The 15,557-nt window shown below is 49.0% G+C and carries 16 protein-coding genes, 1 rRNA gene and 1 pseudogene; 10 read left to right on the plus strand and 8 right to left on the minus strand.

Annotated elements, in window-relative coordinates:
* On the minus strand, window positions 1–523 hold a 523-nt coding region (locus L2082_RS13810; protein WP_446011865.1), incomplete at its 3' end, for a DUF6531 domain-containing protein.
* A gap of 231 nt (window positions 524–754) precedes the next feature.
* Window positions 755–1,195 (minus strand): hypothetical protein, encoded by a 441-nt coding sequence (locus L2082_RS13815; protein WP_446009041.1) that lies wholly within the window; start codon window positions 1,193–1,195, stop codon window positions 755–757.
* A gap of 324 nt (window positions 1,196–1,519) precedes the next feature.
* Between L2082_RS13815 and hemL the strand changes: the two genes are divergently transcribed.
* The 5 genes from hemL (at window position 1,520) to atpE (ending at window position 4,666) form a co-directional block, all read left to right on the plus strand.
* On the plus strand, window positions 1,520–2,812 hold the full coding sequence (hemL, locus tag L2082_RS13820) for a glutamate-1-semialdehyde 2,1-aminomutase (RefSeq protein WP_446009042.1): 1,293 nt from the start codon (window positions 1,520–1,522) through the stop codon (window positions 2,810–2,812).
* 81 nt (window positions 2,813–2,893) lie between these two features.
* Window positions 2,894–3,121 (plus strand): AtpZ/AtpI family protein, encoded by a 228-nt coding sequence (locus tag L2082_RS13825; protein ID WP_446009043.1) that lies wholly within the window; start codon window positions 2,894–2,896, stop codon window positions 3,119–3,121.
* Window positions 3,114–3,557 carry an ATP synthase subunit I gene (locus L2082_RS13830; protein ID WP_446009044.1) on the plus strand — a complete coding sequence of 148 codons (444 nt, stop codon included), beginning with the start codon at window positions 3,114–3,116 and terminating at the stop codon, window positions 3,555–3,557. Before L2082_RS13825 ends, L2082_RS13830 begins: the two co-directional genes overlap by 8 nt.
* A gap of 13 nt (window positions 3,558–3,570) precedes the next feature.
* Window positions 3,571–4,293, plus strand: a complete 723-nt coding sequence (gene atpB, locus L2082_RS13835) for a F0F1 ATP synthase subunit A (protein ID WP_446009045.1) — start codon at window positions 3,571–3,573, stop codon at window positions 4,291–4,293.
* 121 nt (window positions 4,294–4,414) lie between these two features.
* Window positions 4,415–4,666: an ATP synthase F0 subunit C gene (atpE, locus tag L2082_RS13840; RefSeq protein WP_446009046.1), complete on the plus strand. Its 252-nt coding sequence runs from the start codon at window positions 4,415–4,417 to the stop codon at window positions 4,664–4,666.
* A gap of 97 nt (window positions 4,667–4,763) precedes the next feature.
* On the opposite strand, the gene L2082_RS13845 is transcribed toward atpE, so the two are convergent.
* Window positions 4,764–5,831, minus strand: coding sequence for a type IV pilus twitching motility protein PilT (locus L2082_RS13845; RefSeq protein ID WP_446009047.1), 1,068 nt, complete (start codon window positions 5,829–5,831; stop codon window positions 4,764–4,766).
* Window positions 5,832–5,864: 33 nt separating this feature from the next.
* Window positions 5,865–6,920: a type IV pilus twitching motility protein PilT gene (locus L2082_RS13850; RefSeq protein WP_446009048.1), complete on the minus strand. Its 1,056-nt coding sequence runs from the start codon at window positions 6,918–6,920 to the stop codon at window positions 5,865–5,867.
* 633 nt (window positions 6,921–7,553) lie between these two features.
* Here L2082_RS13850 and L2082_RS13855 point away from each other — a divergent pair.
* Window positions 7,554–7,883 carry a hypothetical protein gene (locus tag L2082_RS13855; RefSeq protein WP_446009049.1) on the plus strand — a complete coding sequence of 110 codons (330 nt, stop codon included), beginning with the start codon at window positions 7,554–7,556 and terminating at the stop codon, window positions 7,881–7,883.
* Between the two features lie 50 nt (window positions 7,884–7,933).
* Here the strand turns inward: L2082_RS13855 and L2082_RS13860 are convergent, their stop codons facing one another.
* A complete protein-coding gene (locus L2082_RS13860) occupies window positions 7,934–9,214 on the minus strand; it encodes a paraquat-inducible protein A (RefSeq protein WP_446009050.1) in 1,281 nt (426 codons plus the stop codon).
* Window positions 9,211–10,668 (minus strand): TrkH family potassium uptake protein, encoded by a 1,458-nt coding sequence (locus tag L2082_RS13865; protein ID WP_446009051.1) that lies wholly within the window; start codon window positions 10,666–10,668, stop codon window positions 9,211–9,213. The genes L2082_RS13860 and L2082_RS13865 overlap by 4 nt, the downstream gene beginning before the upstream one ends.
* A 200-nt stretch (window positions 10,669–10,868) precedes the next feature.
* Between L2082_RS13865 and mnmG the strand changes: the two genes are divergently transcribed.
* The 4 genes and pseudogenes from mnmG to L2082_RS13885 form a co-directional block, all read left to right on the plus strand.
* Window positions 10,869–12,758, plus strand: a complete 1,890-nt coding sequence (gene mnmG / locus L2082_RS13870; RefSeq protein ID WP_446009052.1) for a tRNA uridine-5-carboxymethylaminomethyl(34) synthesis enzyme MnmG — start codon at window positions 10,869–10,871, stop codon at window positions 12,756–12,758.
* 115 nt (window positions 12,759–12,873) lie between these two features.
* Window positions 12,874–13,389, plus strand: coding sequence for a type II toxin-antitoxin system VapC family toxin (locus tag L2082_RS13875; protein ID WP_446009055.1), 516 nt, complete (start codon window positions 12,874–12,876; stop codon window positions 13,387–13,389).
* Between the two features lies 1 nt (window position 13,390).
* Window positions 13,391–13,555: a hypothetical protein gene (locus tag L2082_RS13880; RefSeq protein WP_446009053.1), complete on the plus strand. Its 165-nt coding sequence runs from the start codon at window positions 13,391–13,393 to the stop codon at window positions 13,553–13,555.
* A gap of 463 nt (window positions 13,556–14,018) precedes the next feature.
* Window positions 14,019–14,108 (plus strand): annotated as a pseudogene (locus tag L2082_RS13885) (hypothetical protein); the annotation flags it as partial.
* Window positions 14,109–14,179: 71 nt separating this feature from the next.
* Here L2082_RS13885 and L2082_RS13890 read toward each other — a convergent pair.
* Window positions 14,180–15,349: an amidohydrolase family protein gene (locus tag L2082_RS13890; protein WP_446009054.1), complete on the minus strand. Its 1,170-nt coding sequence runs from the start codon at window positions 15,347–15,349 to the stop codon at window positions 14,180–14,182.
* Window positions 15,350–15,477: 128 nt separating this feature from the next.
* Window positions 15,478–15,557, minus strand: a 5S ribosomal RNA gene (rrf, locus tag L2082_RS13895); the annotation flags it as partial.

Here is a 15,557-nt window from a genome sequence, read left to right on the forward strand (position 1 = left end):
AAGCGGTATTTCCCGGTCGATATACCTTCCACAGGTTACTGCCGCTGTATTCAAAGGTGAAATCACCGACCGGTGTGGTCAGGGTTTCCAGATACCCGGAGGCATTATAGGCAAAGGAAAAGGAACGACCAAAGCTGTCAGACACGGATTGGAGCTGGTCGCCACTGTAGGTGAAGGTACGGGTATAGCCGTTTGGCTCCTGAATTTGGGTCAGCTTTCCCTGGCTGTCATAGCTATGAACAGTGCCGTCTTGTTTGGTCAGGATGTAGTCGCCGCTTGTTTCCAGGGTGATAGTCGTCTTTTTGCCCGCCGGACTGCTCCAGACGCCCTCGCTGTCTTTGGTATGCGGAATATGCCGCCCGGTGGACAGTACCCGGCCGATTGAAGCATCATCACCTGGATCAATCAACAGATGTTCCCCGAACGACCACGACCAGCCATATCCCAATACGGATTCCCCGGTGCTCCGGCTGTTGTACACCCGCCGAAAACTCATCGGCCCGGTCGGACCGTCTATGCTCACGTCGGTCTCCGTATGCACCTTATTGCCAATGGCAAAGTTCACACTGTGAGAAGAAATGTACGGTTGCGTGGATGAGGCCTGAACAATCCCGACCCGAAACGCAATAACGAGGAAAGAAAGAAGAGCCGGGAATAATAAGCGGGATAGAGAGAAAGAGTGTTGTCGTTGTATCATGGCTATACCGGAAGTCTGGATTTCGTTCTGGAAGACAAAGGAGAAAGTGAGTACGGATTATTCTTCGCAGGGAGTGCCGAAATTGTTTTCGTCGACGATTTGAGGCTCCGGCGATTCACAAGAGGACATATCGTCAAGGAGACGCTTTACCCCGTTGCAATACAGATAGGCTGTATAATATTCTCCGTTTACATTTCCCGGATAAAGAGGATGTTTATTAACACACCAGCCTGCTTTTTCCGTATCCTCGGAAGTATAGTACATATCCACGGTTCCGGTATAATCCCCGTTACTCCCAGAGTATTGTGTACAGGCATAGTCAATGGCGGCTACTGCACCGGTGTGTTGAGCGGTTTCATCATAGAAAAAGTAATGATCAGGATACTCCTCGGTTATCCAATATAATTGTCCTTCTGGAGGCTCCTCAGATAGGGAGAGTGTCGGCAAAGCAAACAACAAAAACGTAAATACGATCAGTACGGTTTTTAAAGCAGTCATGGGGCACAGTCAAAGATGAAGTTATTGTCAGGCAGCCAGAAGGTCTGCCGCTGTATGACACAGTTGATGGAAGATTCTTTTGTACATCGGCGATCCCAGTTTTGTCAACACATTAACACCATAACTATACATAAAAAAAAGAAATCCAGAAATATCATTGTGGCGCAATGAAAAATCTCTGACTGCCCCATACGTTTTTCTGCATTCATTCAGTCTCCCCAGCATCTCACGACAGCCCCTTGACGTAACAGCAGCTTACGTTTATCCTGTGCCAGATATAATGAGACACGTTTATTTTAATCCATAACCATGCCATAACAGCTTATGAACACCACACATTCTGCTGCACTCTTCGAAAAAGCCTGCCAGGTTATCCCTGGTGGTGTCAACTCCCCTGTCCGTGCCTGTAAATCCGTGGGTTGCGATCCTCTCTTTGTTGCCAGGGCTGAAGGCGGCATAGTCATTGATGCAGACGGCAATGAATTTATTGATTTTGTTGGTTCCTGGGGGCCAATGATTCTTGGCCACAGTCATCCCGATGTTACGAAAGCAGTTCAGGAGGCCCTGGCCAACGGCACCAGCTTTGGTGCTCCGACCGCATCTGAAGTGGAAATGGCTGACCTGGTCTGCGACTCTGTCCCGTCCATGGAAAAAGTCCGTTTTGTCAGCTCAGGTACCGAGGCCACCATGAGTGCCATCCGCCTGGCTCGCGGGTATACGGGGCGCAATATGGTGATTAAATTTGATGGCTGCTATCACGGCCATGCTGACTCCTTTCTGGTCAAGGCTGGTTCCGGGGTTGCTACCTTGGGCATTCCAGGCAGCCCTGGCGTACCTGACGATATAGTCAAAAACACCCTGTCCATTCCCTATAATAATATAGAGATTCTGGAAAAAACCCTGCGAGATGATCAACTGGACATCGCCTGCGTGATCATTGAGCCGGTTGCCGGTAATATGGGGGTTATTGTCCCGGACATGGCCTTTTTGCAGAAACTGCGTGAGTTGACTGCTGAACTGGGTATTATCCTGATCTTTGATGAGGTGATTACTGGTTTCCGGCTGGCTCTGGGTGGTGCCCAGGAACGCTTTGGCATTATGCCGGACCTGACCTGCCTGGGCAAAATTATCGGGGGTGGTCTGCCTGTTGGTGCTTATGGCGGTAAAAAAGAGATTATGGATCACATTGCCCCAGATGGGCCGGTCTATCAGGCAGGTACTCTGTCCGGTAACCCACTGGCAATGGCTGCTGGCCTGGCCATGCTCAAAACCGTGCGCAAACCGGGATTCTACCAGGAACTTGAGGAAAAGAGTGATCGTTTTGCTGAACGCCTGGCTGAAATCGCTGCCAAATCCTCAATTCCTACCGTGTTAAACCGGATCGGTTCCATGATGACCTGTTTTTTCACTGATAGCCCGGTAACAGACTTTGACGCTGCCATGCAGGCAGATACAGATCGTTATGGTCAACATTTCCGCCAGATGCTGGACTGTGGGATTTGGCTTGCTCCATCGCAGTTTGAGGCCCTCTTTATCTCAGCAGCACATACCCCGGAACAACTGGACAAGGCCTTGACAGCAATTGCTACATCTTTGGCAAGATTGTCTGAAGCATGAAAAAAAATATTGCACTTGTCACTGTTGCGTGCTATTTCTATCTGATTCAAGAAGACATCCAAGGATGCAGGATATAGGGCGATGACCGAAAAAAAAGAAGGCCTTCTCGCTGAACTGGCCTACTACAGTCAAATCGGAACAACTTTCGCAACGTCCATTTTTGTCGGTTTTGGCATAGGCTGGTGGCTTGACAATAAGTTGTTTGCCGGGCAGACTGCGCCGTGGTTCAGTTTTATATTTCTTGGATTCGGAATCGCTGCTGGTTTTAAGCATCTCTGGGATCTGGGCAAAAAAATATCCGATGAGTGATGTGATAACGAGCAGAAGCGGCAAGAGAAACCAACTCCTTCTGCCCCGCATGATTGAGCGCTTCAACCTGATTACGACCTCTCTGCTCACAACAGGAAGTTGGTATGTTGTTGACTGGCCCTTTGCCCAATCTGTCTTGGTAGGCGGTGCATTAGCCAGCGGCAGTTTTTTCTTGACGAAACGTACTGCGATGCGATTAGTCCATTATGCGACAACCGCAAAAGATGACGAACAGAGGAGCAGCAAGTCACTTTTAGCTGGTTTTGCTGTCAAATTCTATGCCCGCCTCGTGATTCTCGCCGTAATACTGCTTCTGCTTAATACCCGGTTCAGCATCAATGCAATAGGACTTATTATCGGGCTATCCACCATCATGGTAAGTATAATTATTGTCGTCCTCTTTCAGGGGCGAATGATATTTCAGGAAAATACATAAAGGGAGTTTGGCTATGGAACATCCAATTCTGTTTATCTCGGTTATTCTGGACTGGATAGGTCTGCCAGTCCCGCACGGGCCGATCGGATCAACTTTTCTGGAAAAAATCTGCCAACCCTACCTGACCTACAGCTGGCTGATCATGGCCTTTCTCTTTGTTGTGCCTAAGCTCACTCTGGGCAAACTGGAGTTAATCCCCGGCACAGGCCAGAATTTTTGGGAAGCTCTGATCGGAGGAATTTTAGATTTCCTCGCAGAGCACATGGGCCGGGAAAAAGCCAAAATGCTTTTTCCGATCCTGGCCACCTTTTTCCTCTACACCCTGCTTGCCAATATGATTGGCCTGCTACCAGGCTTCATGTCTCCGACATCCAGCCTGAATATTACGCTGGCCATGTCCATCATTGTCTGGCTTATGCATCATTTTCTGGGATTTCGTTATCACGGCTGGCAGTATTATAAGCATTTCACTGGTCCGATCCCGTTAATGGCTCCCTTTATGATAGTGCTGGAGCTAATTGGTAATTTTGCCCGCCTTATCTCCCTTTCCATGCGTCTTTTTGGTAATATCCTGGCAAAAGAGATTCTGCTTGCAGTTCTTTTTACCCTGGCCGGGGCGTTCTTTGCACCGTTACCCGTTCTCGCCCTTGGTGTGCTTGTTTCCGTGATTCAGGCACTTGTTTTTGTTCTCCTTGCGGTGATTTACTGTGCCGGAGCCATGGACCATGCTCATTGAGTAAAAAAAACATAGACGCTCTATAATTCTTCTTCTCCCCTTTGGGGAGGGGAATCCAAACATACAATACAATAAAAGAAGAAGGCCAATATATCTTTTAACTACTCGGAGGTTTTAAACAATGGACATCGCATTAATTTGTCTGGCAGCTGCCCTGTCAATCGGCCTGACTGGCTTAGGTGCTGGTCTTGCTATGGGGCGCGGCGTGGAAAGCGCATGTAACGGTATTGCTCGTAACCCGGAAGCAAAAGGACCGATCACCACCACCATGATTATTGGTATGGCTCTGATTGAGTCCATTGCTATTTATGGTCTGGTTATCTCGTTTATCCTGCTCTTTGCCAATCCTTTTAAGGAGATGCTGATCGGTTAAACAACCCAGCCCCCTGCAAACACAAAAGGCCACAGCGTTTGCTGTGGCCTTTTTTATTTTCTTTATTTCCCAAAGATGGAATGTCCGAGGTACTCGGCTACTCTTCATCCTCCCCATCAGGCAAAGAAAAGAGGCTTTTATTAATGGCCTTTTCCCGAGCCGCAGCAACTGTGATCTTATCTGCATCAATCAACTGCTGAAGATGCTGATCCATGGTCTGCATACCCTGGGCAGTTCCGGTCTGGATCATGGACTCAATCTGGTTGATCTTGCCCTCCCGGATGATACTGGCCAAGGCATTGGACCCGATCAGGATCTCCAGGGCTGCACAGCGCCCCTTGCCGTCCTTGGTCTTGAGAAGCTGCTGGGCAATAACCCCTTTGAGCGAGTCAGCCAGCATGGTTCGGGTTTGAGCCTGTTCGTCCGCAGGAAAGGCATTGATGATACGATCAATGGTCTTGGCCGCACTATTGGTGTGCAGGGTCCCAAAGACCAGAATACCCAATTCAGCGCAGGTCAGGGCCAGAGAAATGGTTTCCAGATCCCGCATCTCCCCCACCAGAATGATGTCCGGGTCTTCCCGGTTCGCTACAGACAGGGCCTTGGCAAAACTGAGGGCATGGCTACCAATCTCCCGCTGAGAAAAAATGCACTTCTTATTGGGATGAACAAACTCCAGCGGATCTTCAATGGTGATGATATGCTTGGCATGGGTATCATTAATCAGGTCAATAATTGCTGCCATAGTGGTTGACTTTCCACTGCCCGTGGGGCCAGTGACCAGGACCATACCTCGCTCGTAATGAGCAAAACTACGGACCACATCCGGCATATTGAGCTGATCCACCGTCAGAATCTCGGCTGGAATAATACGAAAAACCGCACCAATGCCCCGTTGTTGATAAAAGAGGTTACACCGGAAACGCCCTACCCCTTCCAGGGCATAGGCCTTATCAAAATCCCGGTTCTTTTTTATTGCTGTTTGCTGATCTTCATCCAGGATCTCAAAAAGAATCTTTTCATTGCTTTCCGGGGTTAACACCGGCTCATCCAAAGGCACCAGTTCACCCCGCAGGCGCAACAAGGGGGGGAAGCCGATGACCATGTGCAGGTCACTGGCCCCACGTTCCTTCATCTCGTTGAAGTATGAATCAATTATTGCCATATCTTTTCCCTTCTTTTTGCGATTTGCACTCGTCTACGCCATAAAGGGCTTGAGCAGTTCCTTTTTGTCCACATTGGCCTTTGCCGTTTCCAGACTGATCTTGTCTTCCTTCAGTAAATCCATAACTGATTCGTCCATGAGCTTCATGCCTAATTTGGTTCCCATCTGCATGGTGGAACGGATCTGAAAGGTTTTGTTATCCTTGATCAGATTGGCTATGGAGAGATTGCCAATCATAACCTCAGCAGCCAAATGCATCTTTGTGCCGTCCTTGGCAGGCAGGAGACGTTGGCTAAAAACGGCTTTCAATGATTCACTGAGCATGGCCCGGATCTGATTTTGCTCGCCTGGGGGATAGGAGTCAATGATACGATCCACGGTTTTCGGAGCACTGGAGGTGGAAAGCGTACCGATGACCAGGTGACCGGTTTCTGAAGCGGAAATTGCCAGAGAAATAGTATCAAGATCCCGAAGTTCACCAATGACAATAACATCCGGATCCTGTCGCAGGGCCCCTTTCAGGGCATTACTGTATGAAAGCGTGTCCGTACCCAGTTGCCGCTGATTGATGGCACCTTTTTTAAGAGGATGGATAAACTCAATAGGATCTTCCACTGTCAAGACGTGGTGCGCATGATTGCTGTTGATATAATCCACCATAGCGGCCAAGGTGGTGGTTTTGCCATGCCCGGTAGCCCCGGTCACCAACACAATCCCCTGATGATTTCCCAGAATACTATACATTACTTCCGGGATGCCCAGCTGCTCAAAGGAAGGAATCTCGCCGGGAATAACCCGAAAAATACAACTCATGCCATTATTATGAAACATGGCACTGCCCCTGAATCGGCCTAATCCTTTCACTGCATAGGCAAAGTCCAGCTGCATCTCTTTACCCAGAATTTTACGTTGTTCCGGGGTAAGGATTTCTAAAATAACTTTCCTGCAATTATCTGCTGTCAAGGGCTGGCTTTTCAGCCGAATCATTGTACCGAGACGGCGGACCATAAACGGCTCGCCGGGTAGCACATGGATATCTGATGCCTTGAGATCCATTGCTGCCTTAAAGACCTTATCCAGTATCGCCATAGGAATTTCTCCGTGAAAGAGTCAAGAGTTTAACCGGAGTATAGCACAATTTTTTTCTGAAACGAAAAGAAAAGTATATTTTGGCGGGGGACCGGGAGTTGGTGGGGCTATGTGCCTGGTGGGTGGGGATAAGAAATCGCAACGACCTGTAGAACATGAGACGCACCCTCTCTGGGTACGTTCCGGGTTACGGACGGCGGGGTTCTTCCGGGCAGTTGTTCATAAAGCCGTTCACCGGAGCAAACAGTGATGCTCTTCAGGTGGATGCCTGCATGCTCTTGGGTTGGATGCCTGCATGCTCTTGGATTGGATGCCTGCATGCTCTTGGATTGGATGCCTGCATGCTCTTGGATTAGATGCCTGCATGCTCTTGGATTAGATGCCTGCATGCTCTTTCAGTGGGATGCAGTTCCGTAGGTCGAGATGAGCTAGCGACCTCCGCCAGTAAGTTGATCGTCGTCAGAAACGTAGTGAGTGGGATGTATCCAACTTCTCTTGCCTCTTGACCGATACTGCGGAAGCGAATAAAGTTGCGGAACTCCCTACCTTGGAGGGCGGCGTCTAGCGGATGCCGGTGTATAGCGACATCTCATGACGAAATAATACATATAATAACAACGAACAGAGCGAGTTATGGTAGCAGAAAAAATGAGAGACCCGGAAAAGGGCGAGCGAGCAATGATTGAAGGTATTTTTGAGGGCAGCCCTGATGCTGTGGGGGTGGCTGTTATCCGCCTGAATTGTGGGTGCCGCAAGATGGCGGCAGTAAGCATTACTGGAGAGCCTGCGAGTAAGATTCTTATGTACCGCGATCAGGCCGAGTCTATCTGCGATCAATGCAAAAAGGACAATGGCGATTTTATGCGGGTCACAGAACAATTTATCAAGTGGAATGACCCTGAACCTGCCGAGGAAATGAAAAAGGAGATCTCAGCCAAGGTGCTGGGTGTCACGGAACAGTGACCTGCCCGGCTTCAAGGAAATAGACATCCTTCAGACGATAAATCAGTTACTCATGGGTTCTGCGATGATTCTGCACTGTCCCAAAGCAGCCGGGGATCAAAACTCAAAGCAGCAAACATGGTACAGAGAACAACCAGACTGAAATAGAGAGCTGCTGGCGCAACATCCACTGAAGAAAGGCTGCCAAAGCGCACCAGAGCACAGAGCAGAGCAATGACAAAAATATCCAGCATGGACCAACGTCCGATAAACTGGATAAAACGAAACATTAATGCCTTGTGACGAAGCCAGGTCGTCCATTGATTATGGATTGAGATCAGGATCAGAGCCATGCCAATGACCTTGAACAGAGGAACCAGGATGGATGCGGTGAGAATAATCAGGCCGATGCCATAGGCTCCTCCTTGAAAAAAGAGAATAATGCCATCAATAATGGTAGTCTTGCTCACCCGCCCCAACGAAGAAACCGACATAATGGGCAGGAGATTGGCTGGCAGGATTAAGATCAGGGCTGTGACAATCAGGGCCCAGGAACGATCAATACTATTTTCTTTACGCAAATGAAGGATCTCGCCGCAACGAGGACAATGGATTTTTTCTTGTTGAGTCCCTGATGGCAGCCGGTTGATCTTATGACAACTCTGGCAAAGCAATAAGCCTGCCTCTTTACCGGTTTGTGCCAGAGTAAGTACTGGTATCTTTGGACGATCATTGATCGTATTTTTATCCAGTTTCTTCCAAAACAGACTTTTGTCAATACATGCCTGCGCTGCCACAGTGGTTGCAACCAGCATAATAAAACAAAAAAATCCTATATTATACTCTATTGCTGCGGTATGGTTCATCTTGATAATGGTGATGAACACAGCAATCAGATAGATGTCTGTCATGGCCCATTCTGCGAGATGCTGATACCAGTGGAGGAAAACCGCCATCCATTTCTTTTTCCAGCCAAGATAGAGGCCAGCAGAAACCCCAAAGAGCAGAGAGAGCGTCATAAAGGGGCAGACAAGGCCGGTCAATACCACCAGGATACCAACAAGATATTCTCCCTGATCAAACATACTCAAGGTGCTCTGGAATAAAGAGCTACTCGTTGTTGATCCCAGGATATTAAAGCTGATCAGAGAGGCAAAATTGGCTGGGAGATACAGCAGCAACCCGGTGAGCGACAGTACCAGAGTCCTCCGTACAGAGTCTGGTCGTTTTCTATGGAGGCGGCGCTGGCAACGGGGACAAACCGGGGTATGGGTGGCTGTGGGCTGGACTTCTTCCACCAGGAGGTCGCAGCCAGGACAGATGATGTATTGATCTGTTGTACGTGTTGTCATTTCTTCCAAAACGAAGGATAAAAAACCACCAAGGCGGAAAAGAGTTCCAGGCGGCCCACCATCATATTCCAGGCCAGGAACCACTTACCTATATCGGAGATAGCATAATAATTTTCCGTAGGCCCAATTTCGCCAAAACCAGGACCAATGGTCATCAGGGCAGAAATCACCGAACTCATAGCAGTAACATAATCCATATCATCCACCAGGGTCATAAAACAACCGCCAATAAAGATGATAAAAATATTGACGATAAAATAGCAGATCGCCATATTAATCATGGAAACATCAATCTGTTTGCCATTGAGCCGTACTGAAACAATGGACATGGGTTGGAAAAAAGATTTTCGCACGGTGCCCCAAACAAACTTACAGATAATAACATAGTGGACAATCTTAATACCACTGGCAGTTGAGCCGGCACAGCCACCAATCAGGCAGGAAACATAGAGAAACATCTGTGCTGCCTGGGGCCATTGCTCATAATCTGCGGTGCCAAAACCAGTTGTAGTGAGCAGAGACATGGCCTGAAAGGTACCGTAGCGAGCAGCATCAATAATGCCGGAGTAGGTTCCCTGAAACCAGAGGATCAGGGAAACTGCGCAACAAAACAGAGCTGTCAGAATCGTATACCATCTGAATTCGGTATTGCGAGTGATCTCCTTAATACCGCCATAGGCCATATGATAGAGCAGGATAAAACTCGTACCGCCAAGAAACATAAAAAGAATGATTACCCAATCAAAATAGGCATTATCATAAAAACCAATACTGGCATTCTTTGGAGAGTAGCCAGAGGTGGACAGGGTACCAAAGGCAGTGCAAAGGGCATCAAACAGCTCCATCCCTCCTCCGGCCAACAGGATAACCTGAAGGATATTAAGCCCCAGATAGACGGCCCAGAGCCGGACCATGGTGTCCTTGGTTCGGGCAGCGAATTTTTCCCCGGTAAAGGACTGGCCAGGACTGGATTCGGCCCGAAACAGGCGTAACCCTCCCATTCCTTTAGGGAGAAAGAGGATGATCAGGGTGAGAAATCCCATACCGCCCAGGAGATGGGTTTCACTGCGCCAGAGAAGGAGGCCATGCGGCAGTGCTTCGATGTCATTGAGGATGGTTGCTCCGGTGGTGGTGTAACCAGACATCATCTCAAAAAAGGCATCTGTAAAAGATGGGATGGAACCGTGGATCATAAAAGGAAGACCTGATGCCGCAGAAACAATGACCCAACCTGCTACCGCAATAATAATACCGTCGCGGATATTCAATTCTTTCTGATTCTTGATGCCAAGCCAACAGGGTAAACCTGTGCCCAGAGCAATCAGGATTGCGATGAGGATCGCCAGGAAGTCTGATTCTCCGTAGTATAGGGAACAAACAAGGGGAAGAAGCATGGAGCTGCCCGTTGCTGTGAGCAGCAGGCCGATAATGTGAATAATGGAGAGGTAATGCATAAAATTTTACGGCAAAATGCGACAGGATTGAGTTTCGGTTTTTCGTTTTACTGAGAACCTGGTATGTTGCTGCTCCTCAATAGACAAAGAATCGCTCTGTTTGCAGGGGTGATTAAGGATATCCACTGAAAATATTTGCTGAAGATATCCAGCGGCTCAAAGTTATTTTCATTTTATACATAATACCTGTAAAAAAAACCATGACTGATTTTGATATAGCTGTCATCGGGGCTGGACACGCAGGCTGTGAGGCAGCATTGGCTGCTGCTCGCCTGGGCTGCAAGACCTTAGTCTTTATTATTAATGCCGATACCATCGGGGCCATGTCCTGTAACCCGGCAGTAGGTGGCTTGGCCAAGGGCCATCTGGTCAAGGAGATCGACGCCTTGGGTGGGGAAATGGCGAAAAATATTGATGCCACCGGTATCCAGTTTCGCCGCCTGAATACCAGTAAGGGGCCTGCTGTCCGGTCTTCCCGGGCCCAGGCAGACCGTCTCCTCTATCAGCAGCGAATGAAAACGGTTCTGGAGCAACAGGAAAACCTGGAAATTCGTCAGACTGTGGTGGATGAAATTCTGACGGAAAACGATCATGTGAAGGGAATTCGGACCTCCCTGGATGAGATTATTTCGGTTCGGGCCGTGGTGGTGGCAACCGGTACCTTTCTCAACGGGTTGATCCATATCGGTTTGAAAAATTTCCCTGCTGGTCGAATGGGGGATGCTGCTTCCACCAGCCTTGCTGAGTGGTACCGACGGATCGGCTTTGCAGTGGGCCGAATGAAGACCGGTACAGTGCCTCGCCTGGATGGCAAGACCATTGATTATTCTTTGCTGGAACCCCAGTACAGCGATGCCCCCCCTGCCCTGTTCTCTTTTGCCAATGCGCATAAGAAAAAACCGGACCTGCCCCAGCTCCCCTGCTATATAACCTATACCAATGAGCAGACCCATGCTGTGATCCGGGATGGGATCAATCAATCGCCCATGTACTCAGGCATCATTGAAGGGATCGGGGCCCGCTACTGCCCGTCCATTGAGGATAAGGTCATGCGCTTCCCGGAAAAGGGACGCCATCAGATTTTCCTCGAACCGGAAGGCCTGGACACGGTTGAAGTGTATCCCAACGGCATTCCCACCAGCCTGCCTTTGCAGACTCAGGTGAAGCTGGTACGCTCCATTATTGGTCTGGAAAACGCCCGGATTATCCGGCCCGGTTATGCCATAGAATACGATTATATTGATCCTCTGGAACTCAAGCCTTCTTTGGAGACTAAACGGATTAATGGGCTTTTTCATGCTGGTCAGATCAATGGGACATCAGGCTACGAGGAAGCTGCAGCTCAGGGGCTGATGGCGGCTATTAATGCGGTTCAACTGGTACGGGGGCAAGGGCCGGTTATTCTGGATCGATCCCAGGCCTATATTGGCGTGCTCATTGATGATCTGGTCACTCTGGGAACCAAGGAACCCTATCGCCTGTTCACCTCCAGGGCGGAATATCGTCTCCTGCTGCGAGAGGATAATGCGGATCTGCGCCTGCGGGATATCGGCTATCAGCTGGGGCTGGTGGATGAAGAAACCTATCAGGTATTTCTCGCCAAGAAAGAGGCCATTGAGCAGGGGTGCGCCCGTCTGGATACGATTCGCCTCAAACCGGTACCTGCCGTGAACGAGGGCCTGTCCGCCCTGGGCAGTACGCCCTTGACCCAGGCCATGACCCTGACCGAACTTCTGCGCCGACCGGAACTGCGCCTGAAAGAACTGACCCCTCTGGTGGAAGAGCAGGCCCCGGAGTTTTCCTTTTCCGCAGAGGAACTGCAATGTCAGGAGGAGATCGAATTGCAGGTCAAGTATGCCGGGTATATTAAACGGCAACAGGAGCAGGTGGATCGTTTCAAGAAACTGGAACGAACTCAATTGCCCGAGGATATGCAGTATAAGGGGCTGCCCGGCCTTTCCAATGAAGTGGTGGAAAAACTCAATAGGGTCAGGCCGCTTTCCTTGGGTCAGGCTTCCCGTATCTCCGGGGTTACGCCAGCAGCGGTTTCCGTGCTTCAGGTGCATCTGAAGAAGATGGGGATTCTTTAACCGGGTTTCTTTATCGTGTCGTCTCTTCTGATTTCATACAACCTTCTGTTGACAATTCGCTTTCATAACTGTTACCGTAAAGAAAAGCAGATAGGTTGTATCAGAAACCGGCGTGATGAACAGAACAGGGCTACTCTTCACCTCCTCAAGGCATATCGTGAAACCGAAGGTCTATATTGAAACAAGCGTTGTCAGCTATCTTACGGCACGACCGAGCCGTGACCTGATTGTTGCTGCGAATCAGCAGAGCACAACTGACTGGTGGAAGGAACGAAAAAGTTCCTTTGACGTGTTTATTTCTTCGCTTGTTGAGGAAGAGGCCAGCGGAGGTGATCCCGATGCAGCGGAAAGACGACTCAAGGCACTTAGAGGCATTCCGTCGCTTACACTTTCACAGGAAGCGTTGATGTTTTCAAAACAGCTGCTCGCCGGGGGATCATTGCCGCAAAAGGCTGCTGAAGATGCCATGCATATCGCAATTGCGACGTTGAACGGTATAGACTATCTGCTTACTTGGAATTTTAAGCACATCGCCAATGCCTCGGTTCGTTGGAAGGTGGAAAGAATATGTCGTGAAAACGGCTTTGAACCGGCGACTATCTGTACCCCACAGGAATTGATGGAGGATTAATATGCGACAGGATGAAATAGTAGCTGAGATTCGAAGGCGTCGGGAAGCTCATGCAGCGAAATATAATTATAATCTGGATGCTATTTATAAGGCGTTCAAGGAAGCTGAGGGCAGGAGCAAGCATCCGAAAGTATCGTTTCCGCCGAAGCGGATAGTATCAGGTTAGACGAAGAAAAAGACTGTTTAACTCCCGGTGGCTTCTCTTGGTCAGGGAAAAGGCAACTGAAGATATGTCGTGCCCCTGTCGCAGTGTTGCGGCGGGGGTATTTTTTTGTGGTGCGACGGCGGGCAGGCGAGCTTTTTGTTATCTTCTTACCCCTCCCCCGAAAACACCTCCACCACCCGCTCAACTTTTCCTCAACAACACGTCCAACCCAATCTCACAAGCACGTATGAGATAATCTCGATAGTGCTTATGAGATAAAGTCAATAACGTTTGTGAGATTCTAAACTGCCTAGGTATGAAGGAGAGAGATAACTACTTATGAGCCTCCTTCCTAACTAGGTATCTCCCTCCCTCATACCTAGGTAAGTCTCTCAGTACCATATAGGTAAGTCCCGAGGACATACCTATATGATACCCGCCCGCCATCGTGCGCAGGAAATCAGCCCGAAAAACGTTTTGTTACTCCTTGGGTCAGGCCTCCCGTATCTCCGGGGTCACTCCGGCAGCTGTTTCTGTTCTTCAGGTCCACCTAAAGAAGATGGGAGTTTTGTAAGCTGTAGGGGTTACGCCCTGTTACCTCGGGCAGCCACAGGGACCAGCCCCTACAACATGCACTGAAAGAGACTATTTCCTATATTCCGGGCTTGACTGCCCATCAATATAGACCCCTTCCAGATAGCCCAGTTTTCTTGGCAACTGCCCCACTGTCCCCCTGGTCAGCAAGAAATTCGCCTTCTTCCCCACAGCAAGCTGTCCAAGCTGCTCCATAGCAAAAAACTCCGCTCCATTTTTTGAAGCACATCGGATGCTCTCTTCCAGCGAATAGCCAGCCTTGATAAAAAGCTTTATCTCCTCAACCAAGGACTCGCCATGCAGGATACCACGACTGCCTGCACCAGTACCAACAGCAACCATGATGCCTGATTTCCGAGCCAGAGCCAACTGACCAAGCTGTTCAGCAACAATCTTTTTCCAAAAGGCCTCAGCACCGGGAACAGGCTCTCCTGGTGCTACATATCGGGTGGAAAACCGGCAGCACACCGAGCCACCACTGCTGGAGCCATCCAGGGCATTTTTGGCCCGCACCACACTGGGAATCCACAGTAGTCCCTTATCAGCCATTTTCTGCAAGTTATCCGGTCCCATACCATAGCCCTGTTCAATAGCATCACAACCCGCTTCTATTGCTTCCGTTACTTGTTGCGGACCATTCGCCACTACAATAGCTTTTTTATCACCCCTATTATTGAGGATATGCGAAAGATCTTCATAATTCAGCAAGGGAAGGTCTTCCGCTTCTTCCTCAATATCAGGAGAATATTGGATTCTGAGAAAATCAGCATCTGGAGCATCATGAGCAGTTCTGCGGGTTATGCCATCTGCTCGGTACTCTTCCTTCCTTTGTGCGGCCTGTACAAACTGATTCTTATCCGTCACAACCAACCCCAATATACCGTGGGCAAAACAATAACTGAGATGTCGTTCAAGTATCTTTTTCTGACTTTGCTCTTCCACCGCCTTGCCTTTCCCTTCAGGTAAGGACAAAGGTCTTGAAAGAAGATTCATAGCAGGGGATTCTAACAGAGAAACTGAACAGTCAACCAAGGCAGGAACAAGAGTACAGTGAGTGAGGTCTTCAAACAGGGTATCATGGGGAAGCGTGCGGAGAGATCCAGCAGGCTGAAAAGCTTGAAGGTGACCGTCTTTGATCTTCAGCAGTATATTACGACGAACCGTTCCCCCGCTCCCATCAATAATTCGTCCGACACGTATATATTTTGTTGTATGTCTCATGGATGCCATTTGGCTCCCCTTCCCTGATAGATAATCGGATTGGATCAGACAAAGAATACCCGATAACCCAGAAAAAAAGGCAAAAAAAATCCCTTACCAGTATTGCCCGGTAAGGGATTTACAAAAGAAATTGGCGGCGACCTACTCTCCCACATAGTCTCCCATGCAGTACCATCGGCGCTGAAGAGCTTAACTTCTGTGTTCGGAA

It is taken from the genome of Candidatus Electrothrix sp. (genome assembly GCF_052785085.1).

What these genes read in the sequence shown, in the direction of transcription:
- L2082_RS13850 (WP_446009048.1), bottom strand. Translation starts at nt 6,920, where the DNA reads ATGGCGATACTGGATAAGGTCTTTAAGGCAGCAATGGATCTCAAGGCA.
- L2082_RS13855 (WP_446009049.1), top strand. Translation starts at nt 7,554, where the DNA reads ATGGTAGCAGAAAAAATGAGAGACCCGGAAAAGGGCGAGCGAGCAATG.
- L2082_RS13865 (WP_446009051.1), bottom strand. Translation starts at nt 10,668, where the DNA reads ATGCATTACCTCTCCATTATTCACATTATCGGCCTGCTGCTCACAGCA.
- L2082_RS13830 (WP_446009044.1), top strand. Translation starts at nt 3,114, where the DNA reads ATGAGTGATGTGATAACGAGCAGAAGCGGCAAGAGAAACCAACTCCTT.
- L2082_RS13845 (WP_446009047.1), bottom strand. Translation starts at nt 5,831, where the DNA reads ATGGCAATAATTGATTCATACTTCAACGAGATGAAGGAACGTGGGGCC.
- mnmG (WP_446009052.1), top strand. Translation starts at nt 10,869, where the DNA reads ATGACTGATTTTGATATAGCTGTCATCGGGGCTGGACACGCAGGCTGT.
- L2082_RS13875 (WP_446009055.1), top strand. Translation starts at nt 12,874, where the DNA reads ATGAACAGAACAGGGCTACTCTTCACCTCCTCAAGGCATATCGTGAAA.
- L2082_RS13825 (WP_446009043.1), top strand. Translation starts at nt 2,894, where the DNA reads ATGACCGAAAAAAAAGAAGGCCTTCTCGCTGAACTGGCCTACTACAGT.
- L2082_RS13860 (WP_446009050.1), bottom strand. Translation starts at nt 9,214, where the DNA reads ATGACAACACGTACAACAGATCAATACATCATCTGTCCTGGCTGCGAC.
- L2082_RS13890 (WP_446009054.1), bottom strand. Translation starts at nt 15,349, where the DNA reads ATGAGACATACAACAAAATATATACGTGTCGGACGAATTATTGATGGG.
- L2082_RS13815 (WP_446009041.1), bottom strand. Translation starts at nt 1,195, where the DNA reads ATGACTGCTTTAAAAACCGTACTGATCGTATTTACGTTTTTGTTGTTT.
- L2082_RS13880 (WP_446009053.1), top strand. Translation starts at nt 13,391, where the DNA reads ATGCGACAGGATGAAATAGTAGCTGAGATTCGAAGGCGTCGGGAAGCT.
- atpB (WP_446009045.1), top strand. Translation starts at nt 3,571, where the DNA reads ATGGAACATCCAATTCTGTTTATCTCGGTTATTCTGGACTGGATAGGT.
- hemL (WP_446009042.1), top strand. Translation starts at nt 1,520, where the DNA reads ATGAACACCACACATTCTGCTGCACTCTTCGAAAAAGCCTGCCAGGTT.
- atpE (WP_446009046.1), top strand. Translation starts at nt 4,415, where the DNA reads ATGGACATCGCATTAATTTGTCTGGCAGCTGCCCTGTCAATCGGCCTG.